This window comes from Pseudomonas sp. RIT623 (assembly GCF_004519305.1).
Taxonomy (GTDB): domain Bacteria; phylum Pseudomonadota; class Gammaproteobacteria; order Pseudomonadales; family Pseudomonadaceae; genus Aquipseudomonas.
In genome coordinates this window covers 114,652-133,324 of the sequence record NZ_SOZA01000002.1, presented here as the reverse complement: position 1 = coordinate 133,324, position 18,673 = coordinate 114,652, and the positions used below count along the sequence as shown (strand labels likewise).

Here is an 18,673-nt window from a genome sequence, read left to right as displayed (position 1 = left end):
GCTGTGTTGTTCGAATGGGTCATGGGCAACCTATTTGATCTGCATTCAAGTGAGTTGTTGTTCTTGTTGTGTTCTGGCCACTTGCAGTTACTGCGGCGAAAAAGCCTTTGCACGGACGCACTCTGGCCGATGGCGGCTCCACGGCCATGGCGGTCACGATTGCATTGATGGAAGTCAGTATCGACCTCGAAAGACGCGGGGAACAAACGACCATTAGTTGCTATATCATTCCTTTTGGGAATGTTTTGTTTCGTCGTTTTGATAAGTCTGACAATCGATAAAAGTGCCTTTTGATAAGGTGATTATTTAAAGTTGTCGAATTTTAAGGAGTTTGGGCTTGTCACTTCGACGACAGATGTCGTCTATTTGTATTTTGGACAAGGCGCCTCATCTGGGTGGGTGGAAAAAATTTCATCACCCGTAGCCATACGAAAAAGCCGGTACCTGGATGACCAGGTACCGGCTTGAAGGCTTGCGCAGGGAGAGCGGGCTTGCGCCCTTGGTCACTTGCTCTGAGGGCTGGCGATATCGCTGCTGGCGGTACGCTGCTCCTTGTCATCGTTGACGCCGGGTAGCTTGTCGAACTCATGCAGGCCGTTTTTCGCGTAGGGGTCGCCGATCCAACGCGGGATGGCGCTGAACTGTGGGTTCACCAGGCTCTTGGCTGGCTCGAAATGGTCATAGCTCAGGCCGGCCAGGTCGGACAGGGTGTGGATCAGGTGCGCACTGCTGTAGGGGCGGTTGACCATGGCCCGCAGGTCGCGGGGGTGGGCCGCCTGCCAACTGGGCGAGGTCCACAGCAGGAAGGGGATGGTGTACATCGGTCGGGTCGGATCTGCCTCATTGCGCCCCAGTCGATCATGCTTGCCGGAGCTGTAGACATCCTCGCCGTGGTCGGAGAGGTACAGCAGGAAGCCGTTGGGCGTGGTGGCCGAGTAGCGCTTGATCAGGTCCGAGACGACGAAGTCGTTGTAGCGCACCGCGTTGTCATAGAAGTTGTAGGTTTGCACCTGCTCGGGCGACAGGGCCGCCGGCGCGCCGAGGTTGTCCTTGAAATATTCGAAGTCAGCCGGGTAGCGGTAGCGGTAGTCCATGTGGGTGCCGAGCAGATGGACGATGATCAGTTTCTTCTGCGCCGGGTCGCGCAGGGCCTGGTCGAAGGGGTCGAGCACCACGCTGTCGAACTGGCTGGCGTTCTGGGTGCGCTGGTTGTTCAGGTACACCGGCACATCCGTCTGCTGCGAGAAGGTGGTGAGCATGGTGTTGCGCTTGGTCATGGTTTGCTGGTTGGTGATCCAGAACGTCTTGTAGCCGGCCTGTTTCATCAGGTTGATCAGCGACGGGTCGGTGAGGAAGCGGTCTGGATGTTCCTCGTTGCCAAAGGTGAGGATCTGCTGCATCACCTCGATGGTGTACGGGCGTGGCGAGACCACGTTGCGAAACACCGTGAGGCTGTTGTCGCGGGCAGCCAGGGCATCGAGGTTCGGTGTGGTTTCGCGGCCATAGCCGTACAGGTGCATGTGTTCGCGGGTGGTGGACTCGCCGAGTACCAGCACCAGGGTACGGGGTGCATCGCCGCTGCTGTCCTTGAGGTTTTGCAGGGGGGGCAGGGCGGCGTTCTGGTCCAGCAGTGCCTGCATGTTGTCCAGTTGCTGGCGATACTGCCGGTAGCCGACCAGCAATTGCCAAGGTACTGCCACGGCCATGCGCTGCTCGACCCTTTCCTGGGCATCGGCAAAGCTGCGTTGCTGGGAGACCATCTGTTTGTAGAAGGGGTAGACGAGGATGGCCGCCAACAGCAGGAACGCCACCGGAAGGCGACTGTACAGGGGCAGGTTGACGGGGCGGATGCGTTTCCACAACAGGACAGCTACCAGGCTGTAGAGTAGCAATGCGAGGCCTAGCCACACGCTGAAGTACTGGCTGAAGTATTCCCCGGCCTCGGCGGTATTGGACTCGAACATCACGAAGATGACGCTCTGTGAGAACTCCTGGCCGTAGATGCCGAAATAGCTTAGGCCTACCAACGAACTGGCCCACAGCACCACGCCGATCAGTGCGGCGAGAGGTCGGGTCAGGCGGGGTAGCAGCAGGACTGGGGCGAGCCACAGGCTGCTGAGGATGAGCGAGTCACGGAAGCCGGAAAAACCGGTGGTGCCGCTAAAGAGCAGCAGGCCTTGGGTGACGCCGGAGAAATACCAGAAGAACAGCACAAGCCAGCCGAGGCCGGCCCAGTCGGTGCGGGTGGGGGATATGCGTGACACGAGAGCCTCATAACGCCGGATGTCAGCCAGATTGGCTGGGAGGCGACGCTAAAGGGGGCGGCGTGAAAACTTCGTGAACAATTCATGAAACTCCCGAGGACACCGCGGTTGCTCTTGCTCTGCTTTTGATTTTGCTTCTAAGCGCGCGGTAGTTCAGTCGACATAAATTGCCACTTCAGGAGACCGCACTCCGGCCTCCTGAAGTTGTGACGTTGATCTTTCGACCTTGGATGAAGATCAAGATCAGGTATGGCTCAGATCATGGGTGGGCGAGGAGGGAGGTGTCCCTCCACATGATCACACCCGAAATTGCGCCATCAATACCTGCTGTTCGTTGGCCAACCGATTCAACGCCTGGCTGATCCGCGCCGACTCGTCCGCCTGCCCTGACAGCGACTCGGTCACGTCACGAATCCCCGCCACGTTGCGGTTCACCTCCTCGGCCACCGCACTCTGCTCCTCGGCAGCCGAGGCGATCTGCAGGTTCATGTCGGTGATTACCGCCACCGCCTCGCCGATCCGCTGCAACGCAGGCAAGGTCTGCTCCATCTGCGCGGCGCTGTCCTGGGCCTGGCGCTGGCCCGCATGCATCGCCCCCACCACATCCTGCGTGCCCTGCTGCAAACCCTCGATCACCTGGCGGATCTCCTCCACCGACACCTGGGTGCGCTGGGCCAGGTTGCGCACCTCATCGGCCACTACAGCGAAACCACGCCCAGCCTCGCCGGCCCGAGCCGCCTCGATCGCCGCGTTGAGCGCCAGCAAATTGGTCTGCTCGGCAATCGCGCGGATCACCTCCAGCACCGAGCCGATCTGCTCGCCTCGGCTCTCCAGCGCCCGGGCCTCGTCCATCGCCGCGTTCATGCCATCGGCGAGCTGGTCGATCGCCGTGCGCGTCGCCGCTACCCGCGCCAGGCCATCGCGGGTCGCCTGGTCGGCGCCGCGGGCGGCTTGCGCGGCCTGGGCGGCATTGTGTGCGACATCGTGGGCCGTGGCGCTCATTTCGTTTGCCGCGGTGGCCACCTGCTCGATCTCGCGGTGCTGCAGCTGCATGCCATCGCTGGTCTGACTGGCGATCAACGCCGACTGGTCGGCGGTGCCGCGGGCCTCCTGCACCGAGCCCTTGAGCTGGGCGATCACCGGTTGCAGCTTGTCGAGGAAGCGGTTGAACCAGCCGGTCAGTTGGCCCAGTTCGTCGTCGCGGGCATAGTCCAGGCGCCGGGTCAGGTCACCCTCGCCACTGGCGATGTCTTCCAGGCGCGCCGCCACGGCAAGGATCGGCCGGGTCACGCCGCGGGCGGTCAGCCACACCAGCAACAGGCCGAGCACCGCCGCGCCGAGGCCGATAAGCAGGCTGACCAGGTTGGCTTGCTGGTTCTGGTTGTCCAGGCGCTGGTTGAGGTTGACGGCGGGGGCCTGCAGCACCTGCTCGGGCAGCTCCAGAAGGACCTGCCAGGGCGCGGCACCCGGGATCGGCGCAAACGGCCGGGAAATGCGCATGGTGCCGCCGTCCAGGCGCTCCACTGCCTGGCCCGCGCGCAAGGGTCCGGTGAGGGCGCTGGCGTTGGCGCCGAAGGCTTGCTCGATGGTCTTGCTCAGTTGCGCGGCATCCTGGCTGTGCCCGGCGAGCAGGCCCGCGGGGCTGACGATGCTGACCTGGCCCTGGCCGTCGAACAGCTCCTGGCGCCCGGCCAGGCTCAACTGCTGGAGGTTGTCCAGGCCGATGTCCAGGCCGACCACGCCGATCACCTTGCCATTGTCCAACAGCGGCAGGGCGATGCTGGTCATCAGCACCTGGTGGCCGTTGACCTCATCGAAATAAGGGTCGAGCACGCAGGCCTTGGCAGTTTCCTGCGGGCAGGTCAGCCAGCGGTTGTAGGGCGAACCGTTGGCGCCAACGCTGGTGTCGGCCAGCATCGCCTCGGGCATGGCCTCCTGCTCCAGGGCGCCCACGCTGGGTTGCGACCAGTACAGCGAGAAGCGCCCGCTGTCGTTGCTGCCGTTGGCCGCCTGGCCGACGAAGTGGTCATCCGCCTGGTCCAGGGCATTGGGTTGGAACACCAGGTACAGGCCGATCAGGTCGCTGTTGCCGGCCAGCGCGGCACGGGCCTGGCGGTTCAGTTCTTCGCGCAGGTCGGCGCCGCCGCGGGCCTTGAGCGCTTGCACCAGGCGCGCGAAGCCGTTGCCATACTGGTAGGCATCCATGAAATAACGCTGGATGCGCAGCGCCTGGGTTTCGCCGTGGGCTTGCAGGCGCAGGCGCGCGCTGCGGTCGAGCAGCTCGCTGTTGGCCTGGAACACCTGCTCGGCGCTACGCCGAGCCTGGGTCAGCGACGTCGCCACCAGCAAGGCGACGATGGCCAGCAGGCACAGGCCGGCAAGCAGGGTGATCTTCCACTGGATGGAGAGGCGGCGCGACAGCATGGGCGTTTCCTTCTCTGGCAAAAGGACGCCCGCGGTGAGGCGGGCGTCGGGTGGTTCAGTCGGCGATGCAGTTAGGTGGCGCGACCCTGAAGGCCTTGGTCAGCCAGCCCAGGTAGAACACGCCGAGCAGGGCCCAGACCCCGCCGAACAGCAAGGAGTGTTGGTTCAGGTCCAGCCACAGCGAAACGATGATGCAAAAGCCTATCGTCGGCATGACCAGATACTTGAGGTTGTTCGTCAGGCCCTTGTTCTGCCGTTCGCGGATATAGCAGTGGTTGATCACCGACAGGTTGACGAAACTGAAGGCCACCAGCGCGCCGAAGTTGATCACCGAGGTGGCGGTGACCAGGTCGAAGAAGATCGCCGACAGCGAGATCAGGCCGACCACGGCGATGTTCAGCACCGGGGTTTTGTAGCGCGGGTGCAGGCGGGCGAAGACGCTGGCCGGTATCACCTGATCGCGGCCCATCACGTAGAGCAGGCGCGAGACGCTGGTCTGCGAGGCCAGGCCCGAGGCGATGGTGTTGATCACGGTGCAGGCGATGAATACTGACTGGAACAGCTTGCCGCCGACATACAGGGCGATTTCCGGCAGCGCCGCTTCCTGGTCGTGGAAACGGGCCATGGTCGGGAAGTACGCCTGGATGAAGTAGGACACGCCGATGAACACCACGCCGCCGATCAGCGCGGTGAGGAAGATCGCCCGGGGAATGGTCTTGCCCGGGTCGCGGGTTTCTTCCGACAGGCAGGTCACCGCGTCGAAGCCCAGGAACGAGAAACACAGGATGGTCGCGCCCGCCGCCAGGGCGGCGAACTGGGTCTGCTCGTCGGCGAACGGCACCAGGCTCCAGGCCGTGCCCAGGCCTTCGCCGTGGCCCAGGCCGCGCCAGCAGAGGTAGATGAACACGGCGATGATCGCCACCTGCACGGCGACGAACAACAGGTTGAAATGCGCCACCAGGTTGACGCTGCGCATGTTGATCAGGCTGATCAGGGTGACGAAGCCAACCACCCAGACCCACGCCGGCACCTCGGGGAACATTGCCGACAGGTACAGCTTGGCCAGCAGCGCATTGACCATCGGCAACAGCAGGTAGTCCAGCAGCGATGACCAGCCGACCAGGAAGCCCACGTGCGGATTGATCGCCCGTTGGGTGTAGGTGTAGGCCGAGCCGGACTGCGGGAAGCGTCGTACCAGGGTGCCATAGCTCACGGCGGTGAACAGGATGCCGGCCAGTGCCAGGATATACGCGCTGGGTACATGTCCGGCAGTAATGCCGGAGACGATGCCGAAGGTGTCGAACACGGTCATCGGGGTGAGGTAGGCCAGGCCGATGATCACCACGTGCCAGAGGCGCAGGGTCTTGCGGAACTGGGCATTGCCGGGAGCGCTGTGGTCAGGCTGCATGCGGGCGCTGCTCCTGTGTCGAAACAACGGGCACGGCGGGTGACGGGCACGACGAGGTCGAGCGGGTGGGCTCCATGTTGTTCACCTTTTATGTCGGAGCTGCGGGGTGGCGAAATAAAAGACGATGGCCGTTTGGGTGTCAAGTTAAACATGACAGGTTGTCAAATGGGTGGGGCATGAATCGATTTATTTGGCTGTTATGCACTCTGTTTGGCCGAGTTGGCGGGCTGTAAATCGATTTTTATGTTCGTAAAAATTTACGGTCTTTCGCAATCCATGCCGTCGTCGGCAGATACAGAAAATCCACCACGCATCACCGCGCCGACCGGGCGCCGGTGGTATTCTTGCCAATCCGCGCGCCCACCTTTGCGTGGCTCGCTCAATCGCCCTCCCTATGGACAGCAATCGGTTCTATTCATGAAGAAATCAGTTGGCATCCTTTCCGGTCTGGCCGTCGCCATCGCCGTCGCAACCACCGCTGGCGCCTGGTACACCGGCAAGCAACTGCCCGCCGAGCTCGAGCGCTCCGTTGCCCGTGGCAACGAAGAGTTGAAAAAAGCCCTGGTCGGTAACGGCGGCAGCATGACCCTCGAGCTGGTGTCGCTCGATCAACATTTCTTCACCAGCACCGCACACTACCGGCTGAAGGTCGAGAACGTGCAAGTGGGCGAGGCCGACGCGGTCAACTTCGAGGTCGGCGTGACCGATCAGATCGAGCATGGCCCGTTCCCCTGGTCGCGGGTCAAGGCGTTCAAGCTGATGCCGGTGCTGGCCACCAGCAACAGCGTGCTGGACAAGGACGACTTCACCTCGGGTTGGTACACCGCCGCTGGCGACAAGGCGCCGCTCACCGCGCAGTTCAGCCTGGGCTACGACGGCAGCGTCGACAGTGACATTCGCCTGGCGCCGGTCACCCTCAAGCAGGACGGCGACGATGTCCTGGAATTCTCCGGCATGCAGGTGCTGTTGAGCGGTGATCGCGATGGCAAGGCAGTGGCCATTCATGCCGATGCCGGGCACCTGGAACTGAACTTCGTCGACGAGCAACAGGCCCCGGTAAAGATCCTGCTCAATGGCTTCAAGGCCGGTGGCAAGCTCACCGAGACTGGCCACGACATGGTGTATGTCGGCAACTTCGACCTGGCCCTGGCCGACACCCAGGTGACCTTCGGGCCGAAGCAGGAAGTGCTGGTGCTCAAGGGGCTGCAACAGAACAACCTGTACAACGCCGAGGGCCAGGCCAAGGACAAGCTGGCCGGGCGCCTGGAATATAAAGTCGACGACATCAGCTATGCCGGGCGCAAGGTGGGCAGCGCGGAAATGGTCCTGACCATGAAGTCCATCGATATTCCGGCCATGCAGGCACTGATGGCGTGGTACCAGAGCCAGTTGCCACAGATGCAGCAGGCCGCCGCCGAAGGCGAGGCGCCTGAGCTGGAGATGACGCCTGAGGAGCAGGCCAAGGTCCAGGCCGACCTGCAGAAGCTGCTGGTCGCCAAACCGCAGGTAGCGGTGGAGAAGCTGGCGTTCAAGACCGCCAATGGCGAGAGCCACTTCAACCTGGCGATGGATTTCGCCAACCCCAGCTCTTTCGATCTGCCGCCTGATCAGTTGGGCAAGCAGTTGCTGACGCAACTCAAAGCCAAGCTCAGCGTGTCCAAGCCGATGGTCGCCGACCTGGCCACGCTGCAGGCGCTGCTCGAAGGCGAGACCGATGCCCAGGCCATTGCCCAGCAGTCCAGCCAGGCCGGTGAAATGCTCGGCATGATGGCGCTGCAGAGCGGCATGGCGACGGTGCAGGGCAGCGATGTGGTGGCAAGCCTGCAGTACGCCGATGGCATGGTCGACTTCAATGGCAAGAAGATGACAGTGGAAGAGTTCGCCCTGCTCGTCAGCGGCCACCTGGCTGCACTCCAGCCGCAGGGCTGATCCCTCAGCAGGCCCGCTCCCGTCGACTTCGTGGGAGCGGGCTTGCCCCGCGATGGGCCCTCCCCGCAAAAACCCCTTTTGCATCCCCCCGATTGCCTGTAGCCTTCGCGTCCGATAAGAATCCGTGCCCGCAGAGGCGCCGAGACGCTGGCCGTCCGGCACCGCTAGCCGATCTGCCAGGGCCGGGTGATACACTCGACTGACGCGCTCGCGCGCCCCGCAGGTCCAGCGATCATGACCCAGATTTCCGAACGCCTGTTGGTACAGGCCCACCTAGACGCCAAGCAGCCCAACCCGCTGACGCCCGCGCAGGAGGCCGATTACCGTGCGGCCATCGCTGCCGAGCTGAAAAAGCAGAATGCCGTGCTCGTTGCCCACTATTATTGCGATCCGGTGATCCAGGCATTGGCCGAGGAAACTGGCGGCTGCGTGTCCGATTCACTGGAAATGGCGCGTTTCGGCAAGAACCACGCGGCCGAGACCGTGGTGGTGGCGGGCGTGCGTTTCATGGGGGAGACCGCGAAGATCCTCACCCCGGAAAAACGCGTGCTGATGCCGACTCTGGAGGCGACCTGCTCGCTGGACCTGGGCTGTCCGGTAGAGGCGTTCTCGGCCTTCTGCGACCAGCACCCCGAGCGCACCGTGGTGGTCTATGCCAACACCTCCGCCGCGGTGAAGGCGCGGGCCGACTGGGTGGTGACATCCAGTTGCGCGCTGGAGATTGTCGAAAGCCTGATGGACAACGGCGAGACCATCATCTGGGGTCCGGACCAGCACCTGGGGCGCTATATCCAGAAGCAGACCGGCGCCGACATGCTGTTGTGGGACGGCGCCTGCATCGTTCACGAGGAGTTCAAGTCGCGCCAGTTGGCCGACATGAAGGCGCTGTACCCGGACGCCGCGATCCTGGTGCATCCGGAGTCGCCGGAAGCGGTGATCGAGCTGGCCGACGCGGTAGGCTCCACCAGCCAGCTGATCAAGGCGGCGCAGACCTTGCCGAACAAGACCTTCATCGTCGCCACCGACCGCGGCATCTTCTACAAGATGCAGCAGCTGTGCCCGGACAAGGAATTCGTCGAGGCGCCGACCGCTGGCAACGGCGCGGCCTGCCGCAGTTGCGCGCACTGCCCGTGGATGGCCATGAACACCCTGGAGCGGGTGCTGGACTGCCTGCGCAATGGCAGCGACGAGATCTTCGTCGAGCCGGCGCTGATCCCCAAGGCGATCAAGCCGCTGAACCGTATGCTCGACTTCACCCAGGCGGCGCGGTTGAAACTGTCGGGCAACGCCTGAAGCTGCTTGCACGACCCCTGTAGGAGCGGCCTTGTGCCGCGAAAGGGCCGCATAGCGGCCCCGGGATGTACAGGCTCACACATAAAGAAGGGGTTGCTACGCAGCCCTTTCCGACCGGTCCGACGCCTCGGTAAGGCCGCTCCTACAGCGCGATCAGGACCAGGCTTAGCGCCCCATCATCTCCTTGACCATGCGCTGCTGCTCCATGATCTCGCGCTGGCGCTGGTCGATCTGCGAGGCCAGCGGGAAGTTGCTGCCCGCGCGGCGCTTGGCGTAGTCGAGCTGCTGGATCGCCTGGTCGAAGTCGCCCACCAGGGTGAAATACTCGGCGCGGGCGCGGTGCAGGCCGATGGTGTTGCCCGACAGTCCGCGCACTTCGGCGACGTCGTACCAGACGTCCGGATCGTCCGGGCGGTTCTTCACCAGGTCATCCAGCACCTTTTCCGCCTCAGCCGGCTTGCCCAGCTTGATCAGCAGGTCGGCACGTACCTGCTTGAGCGGGTAGTTGCTCGGATACTGGCCCTGCATGCGCGTGGCGCGCTGCTGGGCGTCGGCCAGGCGGTTGTTGGTGATGTCCAGGTCGATCTGCGCCAGGTTGTAGGTGATGTCGTTGGGTGCCTTGGCCAGCAACGGCTTGAGGTTCTCCCGCGCCTCGTTGAGCTGGCCGCCTTTGATCTGTGCCAGGGCCAGGCCATAGCGCGCGGCATCCATGCTCGGGTTGTCGTCGAGCTGGGCGCGGAAGCGCTTGGCGGCCAGGCCCGGGGTGCCTTCGTAGGTGAGGGCGACGCGGGCGCGGATCAATTGATAGCGCAGGCTGTCCTCGACCCCGCCCTTGGGCGCCTGTTCGGCACGGTTGCGGGTGTCGGCGATACGCGACTCGGTGACCGGGTGGGTCAGCAGGAATTCCGGTGGTTTGGCGTCATAGCGGTACTGGCGCGCCAGGCGCTCGAACATGCTGGGCATGTTGCGCGGATCGTAGCCGGCCTTTTCCAGGTTGAGGATGCCGAAGCGGTCGGCCTCCTGTTCGTTCTGTCGGGAAAAGCGCCGCTGCTCCTGGATGGCCGCAGCCTGGGTGCCGGCGATCACGCCAATGCCGGCATCACCGCCGCCGCCCGCCGCCAGCACGATACCGGCCAGCAAGGCCGCCATCATCGGCAGTTGCATGCGCTGCTGGGCTTCGACGCCGCGGGCGAAGTGGCGCTGCGACAAGTGCGCCAGTTCGTGGGCCAGTACCGAGGCGTACTCGCCTTCGGTTTGGGCGTTGAGGAACAGGCCGCCGTTGACCCCGACAATGCCGCCGGGCGCGGCGAAGGCGTTGAGCTCCTTGCTGTCGATCAGAATGAATTCCAGGCGCCGGTCCTGCAGCTGGCTGGTTTCGGCCAGCTTGTACACGCTGGTTTCGACGAAGTCCTTGAGCTGTGGGTCGTTGAGCTGGTTGACCTGGCCACGCAGCAGGCTCAGCCAGGCGCGGCCAAGCTGGTGTTCCTGTTGCGGCGAGACGATCGCGGAGCTGGCGTCGCCCAGTGACGGCAGGTCGTCGGCGTGGCCGGGCAGGGCCAGCAGGCAGGCCAGCGTCAACAGGGTGGGGCGCAGTAGATTCATGCAGAAGCTCGCGTCGGTCAAAAGCCTTACTGTAGCCGGGTCGCGCGATGCCGACCAGTGGCGGTATCCTAGCGGCCTTCCCCATGCGGTCCTGGAGCGCTGCCCGATGAGTGACACCCCGACTTGTGACGCCGAGCTCGATGCCAGCGGTCTCAACTGTCCATTGCCGCTGCTCAAGGCGAAGATGGAGCTCAATCGCCTGGCCAGCGGCGCGGTGCTCAAGGTGCTCGCCACCGACGCCGGTTCCCAGCGCGACTTTCGCACGTTCGCCCAATTGGCCGGTCATACGCTGCTGCATGAAACGGCCGAGGCCGGCGTGTACACCTATTGGCTGCGCAAGGCCTGAGTCTTTCCCAAGGATCGTCAATGTTCAAAGTGCTTCGCGACTGGATGCAGCGCTACTTCTCCGACGAGGAGGCGGTAGTGCTGGCGGTCCTGCTGTTCCTGGCCTTCACCGTGGTGCTGACCCTGGGCGGCATGCTCGCGCCGGTGCTGGCGGGCATGGTCCTGGCGTTTCTGATGCAGGGGCTGGTCAACGCCCTGGAGCGTCTGAAAGTACCGACCCGGCTGGCGGTCTGGCTGGTGTTCGCCCTGTTCATGGGCGCGCTGGCGGTGTTCCTGCTGGTACTGGTGCCGTTGCTCTGGCATCAGCTGATCACCCTTTTCAACGAACTACCGGGGATGCTCGGCAAGTGGCAGTCACTGTTGCTGCTGCTGCCCGAGCGCTATCCGCACCTGGTATCGGACGAGCAGGTGCTGCGCGCCATCGAGTCGGTGCGCGGCGAGATCGGCAAGTTCGGCCAATGGGCGCTGACCTTCTCGCTGTCGAGCCTGCCGTTGCTGGTCAACGCGATGATCTACCTGGTGCTGGTGCCGATCCTGGTGTTCTTCTTCCTCAAGGACCGCGAGCTGATCGGGCGCTGGGTCAGTGGCTACCTGCCCCGTGAGCGTACGCTGCTCAACCGGGTGGGCGACGAGATGAACCGGCAGATCGCCAACTATATCCGCGGCAAGGGCATCGAGATTCTGATCTGTGGCATTGCCACGTATATCGCCTTCATCACCCTGGGCCTCAACTATGCCGCGCTGCTGGCGCTGCTGGTGGGCCTGTCGGTGGTGGTGCCGTATGTCGGCGCGGTGGTGGTGACGGTGCCGGTGACGCTGATCGCGCTGTTCCAGTGGGGCTGGGGCGACCAGTTCATCTACCTGATGGCGGTGTACGCGATCATCCAGGCGCTGGACGGCAACGTGTTGGTGCCGCTGCTGTTTTCCGAGGCGGTGAGCTTGCACCCGGTAGCGATCATCTGCGCGGTGCTGCTGTTCGGCGGGCTGTGGGGCTTCTGGGGGATCTTCTTCGCGATCCCGCTGGCGACGCTGTTCAAGGCGGTGCTGGATGCCTGGCCGCGGCAGGACGCATCGGTCGCGCCGATGCTGTAATCGCGATAGGGGCGCAAGGCGCCCCCAACGATCTCAAGCCTTGTTCAGGGCCTGCGCCGCCGCCAGCACGGCATCCACATGCCCCGGCACCTTCACCCCACGCCACTCCTGGCGCAGCACGCCGTCGCGGTCGATCAGGAAAGTGCTGCGGTCGACGCCCATATATTCCTTGCCGTACAGCTTCTTCAGCTTGATCACGTCGAACAGCTGGCACAGGGCTTCGTCCTTGTCGCTGATCAGCTCGAAGGGAAACGCCTGCTTGGCCTTGAAGTTCTCGTGGGACTTGATGCCGTCACGCGATACGCCGAACACCAGGGTGTTGGCGGCCTGGAACGCCGCGTGCTGGTCGCGGAAACCCTGGCCTTCGGTGGTGCAGCCCGGGGTGCTGTCCTTGGGGTAGAAGTACAGCACCACTTGCTGGCCTTTCAGCTCGGTGAGGCTGACGGTCTGGCCGCTGGTGGCCTGAACCTGGAAATCGCTGACGGGTTGGTCGATGGCTACGGCCATGGGAGTTTCCTTACACGGGGTTCTGTGGGCGCCACGGTTCGATCAGCGCATCCAGGTTCAGGGCATCGGCGAAGTCCAGGAACTGGTCGCGCAGCCAGCTGATCTGCGTGCCGGCCGGCAGGATCACGGTGAATTGGGCGTTGAGCATGCTGCTGCCGGTCTGCGGTGCCAGGTAGGTATCGCAGGTCATGGCTTCCAGTTCGACGCGGTGGTCGAGGAAGAACTGGCACAGCTCGTTGATGATGTCCGGGCGGTAGGCGGCACTGACATAGGCCACGTAGGGCAGGGCCTGCGGGCGTACTTCCTGGTCGGCGCTGCGCACCACGTCCAGGGTCAGGCCGTGCTTCTTGCCCAGGCCAGGCAGGGTCGCCTCCAGGCGCGCCAGGGCGTCCCAGCTGCCTCCGACCTGCAGCACCAGGGCGCTGGTTTCGCCGTGGCGGGTCAGGCGCGAGGTGACCACCGCGCAACGATTGTCGAAGGCCGCGCGGCTCAGGACATTGGCCAGCTCCATGGGGTTGGGGCCCAGGGCGCTGATGACGAGGAATTGTTCGCGAACGGTGGGGGAGGACATGCAGCATTCCTAAAGCGATGAGCGGTCGGTACTGGACCGGGGCAGGCCTCGTTTTCGGCGGGGCCGCGGCCGGTTCGGGCGGCGGTGGACGCAGGCGAGGAGCACTGTCGACGGCCCGGCGGGCCGCGCTGTACCAATCAAAGGATCAAGGGTAGCGAAAAGCGGCGCGAAGGGGAATGCTCCACCCGCCTGCTTCGCTTGTGCAAGGCCGATGCCCCCAGTACCATTACCGCTCTCTTTTTCCGGCAGGAGCAATTACATGATTGCGGGCAGTATGGTGGCGTTGGTCACACCCATGGATGCACAAGGGCGTCTGGACTGGGACAGCCTCGACAAACTTGTAGACTTCCACCTGGAAAATGGCACTCACGCGATCGTAGCTGTCGGTACCACCGGCGAATCCGCCACGCTGGATGTCGAGGAGCACATCCTGGTCATCAAGCATGTGGTCGAGCGGGTCAAGCACAGCAAGAAGCGGATCCCGGTGATTGCCGGCACCGGTGCCAACTCCACTGCCGAAGCCGTGCACCTGACCAAGAATGCCAAGAATGCCGGCGCCGACGCCTGCCTGCTCGTCGTGCCGTACTACAACAAGCCGACCCAGGAAGGCCTGTACCAGCACTTCAAGCACATTGCCGAAGCCGTCGACATCCCGCAGATCCTGTACAACGTGCCCGGCCGCACCTCCTGCGACATGCAGGCCGAGACCGTGATCCGCCTGTCGAAGGTCAAGAACATCATCGGCATCAAGGAAGCCACTGGCGACCTGGTCCGTGCCAAGGCCATCCTGGACGGCGTCGACAAGGACTTCATCGTCCTGTCCGGCGACGATCCGACCGCCGTCGAGCTGATCCTGATGGGTGGCAAGGGCAACATCTCCGTCACGGCCAACGTCGCCCCGCGCGAAATGGCCGACCTGTGCGAGGCCGCCCTTGCGGGCAATGCCGAGAAGGCCCGCGCAATCAACGAAAAACTCATGCCGCTGCACAAGGACCTGTTCTGCGAGGCCAACCCGATCCCGGTAAAATGGGCGCTGGTGGAAATGGGCCTGATGCACAAAGGTATCCGCCTGCCGCTGACCTGGCTGAGCGAAGGCTGTCACGAAAAAGTCCGTACTGCCTTGCGCCAGTCCGGCGTACTGGTTTAAACGAGGAAGTACACCGCATGAAGCGACTGGCTGGTCTTTCCGCTCTCGCCCTGATCATCTCCAGCACCAGCGGGTGCGGCTGGCTTTGGGGGGAGGATGGCTATTTCCGCGACCGCGGCAGCGATTACCTGCAGGCGCACCCCACCGCGCCGATGCAGCTGCCGCCGGACGCCAGCAACGTCAAGCGCCTGGACCCGCTGCTGCCGATCCCGCGCAACGTCGCCGACGATCGCGCCACCGGCGAGTTCGAGGTGCCGCGCCCGCAACCGCTGTCGGCCACCGCCAGCATCAGCGATTTCAGCCTGCAGCGCAGCGGCAGCAGCCGCTGGGTGCTGGCCCAGCGCTCGCCGGCCGAAGTCTGGCCGGTGACCCGCCAGTTCTTCGAGGACAACGGTTTCCGCATCGCCGAAGAGCGTCCGCAAACAGGCGAATTCAACACCACCTGGCAGCGTTTCGACGAGCTGTCGGCGTCCCTCGGCCAGCGCCTGGCCAGTGCTTCCAGCAGCCCGAACAGCGAAGTTCGCGTGCGGGTGCGCATGGAGCCTGGCGTGCAGCGCAACACCTCCGAGGTGTACATCGTCAGCGTCGAGCGCCCGGCCGGCAGCACTGCCGAGCCTGAGTTCCCGTCGACCTCCAGCAACACCGGCGCCGACGCGCTGCTGGTCGACGAAATGCTCGCCAGCATGAACCGCAGCGCTGAGAAGGGCGGTTCGGTCTCGCTGCTCGCCGCCCGCGACTTCGATGCGCCGAGCCAGGTCAGCCTGAGCGAGGATGGCAGCGGCAACCCGGTGCTGTACCTCGGTTCCGACCTGGACCGCGCCTGGTCTGGCGTGGGCCGCGCCCTGGAACAGGGCGAATGGCGCGTCGAGGACATCAACCGCAGCCTGGGTCTGTACTACATCAACCTGTCCGAGAAGCCCGACGACAAGCAGAAGGAGCCTGGCTTCTTCAGTCGCCTGTTCGGCAGCGAGCCGAGCAAGGAAGAGCGTGAAGCCCGTGCCGAGCGCTACCAGGTTCGCCTGAGCAAGGTGGGTGAGAACGTCCAGGTGACCGTCGAGAAGAACATCAACACCGTGGCCCCGGCCGATGTCGCCCGCCGCGTGCTGAGCGCCATCCAGGACCGTCTGGGCTAAGTGCGCTTCGCGGTTCTTGGAAGCGGTAGCCAGGGAAACGGCACGCTGATTGCCAGTGGTGACACCTTCATCCTGGTCGACTGCGGCTTCTCGCTACGGGAAACCGAGCGGCGCCTGGCGCTGCTCGGGGTGTCGGCCTCGCAACTGAGCGCGGTGCTGGTGACCCACGAACATGCCGACCACGTGCATGGGGTAGGGTTGCTGTCGCGCCGCTACAATGTACCGGTCTACATGAGCCAAGGCACATTGCGCGGCCTGCGCAAGCCGGTGGAGGTGGCCGGTTTCCTCGGTTGCGGCGATGTGCTGCCGGTCGCTGACCTGCAGGTCAGCGCCACACGGGTCGAGCACGACGCCTACGAACCGTTGCAGTACGTGATCAGCGATGGCCGCCGGCGTTTCGGCATGCTCACCGACCTGGGCAGCTACGACTACCACCTGTTGTCGCGCTATCAAGGGCTGGACGCACTGCTGATCGAGGCCAACCATTGCCGGGATCTGCTGGCCCGCGGTCATTATCCGAACTTTCTCAAGTTGCGGGTCGGCGGTAGCCAGGGACATTTGAACAACCACCAGGCCGCCAGCCTGGTGGCCGAGCTGGGCTGGCAGCACCTGCAGCACCTGGTGCTGGCCCATCTCAGCAGCAAGAACAACCTGCCACATCTGGCCCGCCAGTGCTTTGTCGACACCCTCGGGTGCGACCCGGACTGGCTCCAGGTGGCCAACCAGGACCATGGGCTCGACTGGCGCCAGATCGCCTAGCCCACCTACTCAAGCAAGCGGAGCCCATCATGGAAAAACGCGACGAACTCTACCGCGGCAAGGCCAAATCGGTTTACCAGACCGACGACGCCGACCGCTTGATCCTGCTGTTCCGTAACGACACCTCGGCGTTCGACGGCAAGCGCATCGAGCAGCTGGACCGCAAGGGCATGGTGAACAACAAGTTCAACGCCTTCATCATGCAGAAGCTCGAAGAAGCCGGCGTGCCGACCCAGTTCGACAAGCTGCTGGGCGACAACGAGTGCCTGGTGAAGAAGCTCGACATGATTCCGGTCGAGTGCGTGGTGCGCAACTACGCCGCCGGCAGCCTGGTCAAGCGCCTGGGCGTCGAGGAAGGCATCAAGCTGGAGCCCTCGACCTTCGAGCTGTTCCTGAAGAACGACGAGAAGGGTGACCCCTTCATCAACGAATCCCACGTTGTCGCTTTCGGCTGGGGCACCGCCGAGCAACTGGTCGAGATGAAGAAGCTGTCGCTGAAGGTCAACGAAGTGCTGAGCAAGCTGTTCGATGACGCCGGCCTGCTGCTGGTCGACTTCAAGCTGGAGTTCGGCGTATTCCACGGCCAGATCGTCCTGGGCGACGAGTTCAGCCCGGACGGCTGCCGCCTGTGGGACAAGGAAACCCGCAAGAAGATGGACAAGGACCGCTTCCGCCAGGGCCTGGGTGACGTGATCGAAGCCTACGAAGAAGTTGCCAAGCGCCTGGGCGTGCCGCTGTAAGCGGTGCGTTCACGCAAGCGCCTGATACCACGCGAATTTTTTTCAAAAAAGGTTTGCCAGAAACGAAAACGCTGGTATGATGCGCGCCATTGGAGAGATGCCGGAGTGGTCGAACGGGACGGATTCGAAATCCGTTGTACTGGCAACAGTACCTAGGGTTCAAATCCCTATCTCTCCGCCATACGCGAAGTAGTCGAAGCCCCCGAAAATGTTGAGTTTTCGGGGGCTTCGTCGTTTCAGGGTATTGTCCTAGGGCAAATTTAGGGCAGATATCCAGTCTCATAGGCCGCATTGAGGCGGATCAGTCCGCCCCAAACCCCATCATTCTGCAGACGATATCCGCCATGCTTTGGTGTCCTTCGGGATCCACTGGCCGTAGTGCTTGCGAACTGTTGTCGTGTCTTCGTGGCCTAGTTGGCGGGCGACCCATTCAATGGGTAGGCCTGCAGAAAATCGGTTTGAACAAATACGTTTAAAAGGCAAGCGGTGCTGTTCGTCTTGTCGTTGTTGCCGCCACGTTCTGGATGAGCGATGGCAATACGGCGAGTTACAATTCTGTTGCCCGTCTGAGTGTTTTTCGTTCGACTGATTTTTGGAAGGTTATGTTTTATCGTACGTTCTTTCTGGTCTTGAGCCTGGTACCGACCCTGGTCGGGGCGGCGAGTTTGCAAGAGCATCTCGGGGATCTGCAGGCGACATTGCGGCCCGCGTTGGACACTGCCCCGCGGGAGCAGCCAGTGGCGCCTGCCGCCGCGAGCCATTTCAGCGTTGCTCCGTTGGCTGGCGTGCTCACGCCGGGCCATTGCACGACCGTCACCCTTGAGCCTGAGCAATCATCCTGCGTGCGCATCGAAATTTGCCCCGAGTGCGCACAATAGTGCTCCGTTAGTGCATTGCCGTGCGCTCGTCGCCAACTTCTCATCCTGTAACGTTTAAGCAATGGCTGTGCGGGCTTAGTTGCAGCCTGGCAACTTATTAGTGCGCGCGAGCCCGGCCTCGATGTCGCACTAACGGCTTTCACTGCATGGTACTTTTCCCGTATGATCCGCGCGCCATCAGTGTGATGGTGGATCATGGACTAAAGGATTTTTATGAAAAAGCTGATCAAAGCTACTGTTGCTGTTGCCGTCGTTTCGGGCGTTGCCCTGCTGTCCGGCTGCACCGGCCAGGTCTACAACCAGCCTAAGAACTGCTCGTACGACTACCTGTTCCACCCATCGGTTTCCATTTCCAAGATCATCGGCGGCTGCGGCCCGATCGACAAACTGCCTCAGCAGCAGTAATCCTGGAAATACCCGATCGGGCCACGCGTGGCCTGATCCAAGACCCCCAGCCATGGACATGGCCGGGGGTTTTTGTTTTTCGGGGCGTGGTGGCTTGTCGCGTGGCAACCTGTCGTCTTGACGCCCCGAGCCGCGTTTGTTTGTGCTGGCAATTCGGTTACAATCCGTCAATCGTT

14 protein-coding genes, 1 tRNA gene and 2 pseudogenes are annotated in these 18,673 nt (G+C 63.1%); 10 read left to right on the top strand and 7 right to left on the bottom strand.

Translation table 11 applies throughout. From position 1 onward, the window contains the following. Window positions 1-503: 503 nt before the first annotated feature. The 4 genes and pseudogenes from E3U47_RS02475 to E3U47_RS02465 all read right to left on the bottom strand — a co-directional run bounded on the left by E3U47_RS02475 (window position 504) and on the right by E3U47_RS02465 (window position 6,096). Window positions 504-2,264, bottom strand: coding sequence for a phosphoethanolamine transferase CptA (locus E3U47_RS02475; RefSeq protein WP_134689389.1), 1,761 nt, complete (start codon window positions 2,262-2,264; stop codon window positions 504-506). Window positions 2,265-2,561: 297 nt separating this feature from the next. Continuing rightward, window positions 2,562-3,077 (bottom strand): annotated as a pseudogene (locus E3U47_RS25355) (methyl-accepting chemotaxis protein); the annotation flags it as partial. A gap of 342 nt (window positions 3,078-3,419) precedes the next feature. Then, window positions 3,420-4,469 (bottom strand): annotated as a pseudogene (locus tag E3U47_RS25350) (HAMP domain-containing protein); the annotation flags it as partial. Between the two features lie 274 nt (window positions 4,470-4,743). After that, complete coding sequence (locus E3U47_RS02465; RefSeq protein WP_134689385.1) at window positions 4,744-6,096, bottom strand: APC family permease; 1,353 nt, start codon at window positions 6,094-6,096, stop codon at window positions 4,744-4,746. A 417-nt stretch (window positions 6,097-6,513) separates the two neighbouring features. Between E3U47_RS02465 and E3U47_RS02460 the strand changes: the two genes are divergently transcribed. Continuing rightward, window positions 6,514-8,025, top strand: a complete 1,512-nt coding sequence (locus E3U47_RS02460) for a YdgA family protein (RefSeq protein WP_134689383.1) — start codon at window positions 6,514-6,516, stop codon at window positions 8,023-8,025. Window positions 8,026-8,259: 234 nt separating this feature from the next. Further along, on the top strand, window positions 8,260-9,318 hold the full coding sequence (gene nadA / locus E3U47_RS02455; RefSeq protein ID WP_134689381.1) for a quinolinate synthase NadA: 1,059 nt from the start codon (window positions 8,260-8,262) through the stop codon (window positions 9,316-9,318). A gap of 165 nt (window positions 9,319-9,483) precedes the next feature. On the opposite strand, the gene E3U47_RS02450 is transcribed toward nadA, so the two are convergent. Next, entirely contained in the window at window positions 9,484-10,920 is a 1,437-nt protein-coding gene (locus tag E3U47_RS02450; protein ID WP_134689379.1) for a M48 family metalloprotease, read from the bottom strand. Window positions 10,921-11,026: 106 nt separating this feature from the next. On the opposite strand from E3U47_RS02450, the gene E3U47_RS02445 reads away from it, so the two are divergent. Together E3U47_RS02445 and E3U47_RS02440 are read left to right on the top strand one after the other, a co-directional pair. Continuing rightward, entirely contained in the window at window positions 11,027-11,266 is a 240-nt protein-coding gene (locus tag E3U47_RS02445) for a sulfurtransferase TusA family protein (protein ID WP_023630920.1), read from the top strand. 20 nt (window positions 11,267-11,286) lie between these two features. Then, entirely contained in the window at window positions 11,287-12,357 is a 1,071-nt protein-coding gene (locus E3U47_RS02440; protein WP_134689377.1) for an AI-2E family transporter, read from the top strand. A gap of 33 nt (window positions 12,358-12,390) precedes the next feature. Here E3U47_RS02440 and E3U47_RS02435 read toward each other — a convergent pair whose 3' ends face one another. Together E3U47_RS02435 and E3U47_RS02430 are read right to left on the bottom strand one after the other, a co-directional pair. Further along, window positions 12,391-12,864 (bottom strand): peroxiredoxin, encoded by a 474-nt coding sequence (locus tag E3U47_RS02435; RefSeq protein ID WP_134689375.1) that lies wholly within the window; start codon window positions 12,862-12,864, stop codon window positions 12,391-12,393. 10 nt (window positions 12,865-12,874) lie between these two features. Next, the gene (locus E3U47_RS02430) at window positions 12,875-13,435 is read right to left on the bottom strand and encodes a glycine cleavage system protein R (protein ID WP_134689374.1); all 561 of its coding nucleotides are present in this window, start codon (window positions 13,433-13,435) and stop codon (window positions 12,875-12,877) included. A 259-nt stretch (window positions 13,436-13,694) separates the two neighbouring features. On the opposite strand from E3U47_RS02430, the gene dapA reads away from it, so the two are divergent. The 6 genes from dapA to E3U47_RS02395 all read left to right on the top strand — a co-directional run bounded on the left by dapA (window position 13,695) and on the right by E3U47_RS02395 (window position 18,497). Then, on the top strand, window positions 13,695-14,582 hold the full coding sequence (gene dapA / locus E3U47_RS02425; protein ID WP_134689372.1) for a 4-hydroxy-tetrahydrodipicolinate synthase: 888 nt from the start codon (window positions 13,695-13,697) through the stop codon (window positions 14,580-14,582). Window positions 14,583-14,599: 17 nt separating this feature from the next. After that, on the top strand, window positions 14,600-15,715 hold the full coding sequence (gene bamC / locus E3U47_RS02420; RefSeq protein WP_134689370.1) for an outer membrane protein assembly factor BamC: 1,116 nt from the start codon (window positions 14,600-14,602) through the stop codon (window positions 15,713-15,715). Continuing rightward, window positions 15,716-16,474, top strand: coding sequence for an MBL fold metallo-hydrolase (locus E3U47_RS02415; protein WP_134689368.1), 759 nt, complete (start codon window positions 15,716-15,718; stop codon window positions 16,472-16,474). It begins immediately after the preceding gene. Window positions 16,475-16,503: 29 nt separating this feature from the next. After that, window positions 16,504-17,214 carry a phosphoribosylaminoimidazolesuccinocarboxamide synthase gene (gene purC, locus E3U47_RS02410; protein ID WP_016392503.1) on the top strand — a complete coding sequence of 237 codons (711 nt, stop codon included), beginning with the start codon at window positions 16,504-16,506 and terminating at the stop codon, window positions 17,212-17,214. Between the two features lie 91 nt (window positions 17,215-17,305). Continuing rightward, window positions 17,306-17,395 (top strand) — tRNA-Ser (locus E3U47_RS02405). A gap of 910 nt (window positions 17,396-18,305) precedes the next feature. Beyond that, window positions 18,306-18,497 (top strand): DUF4223 family protein, encoded by a 192-nt coding sequence (locus E3U47_RS02395; RefSeq protein ID WP_023630554.1) that lies wholly within the window; start codon window positions 18,306-18,308, stop codon window positions 18,495-18,497. Window positions 18,498-18,673: the final 176 nt, after the last annotated feature.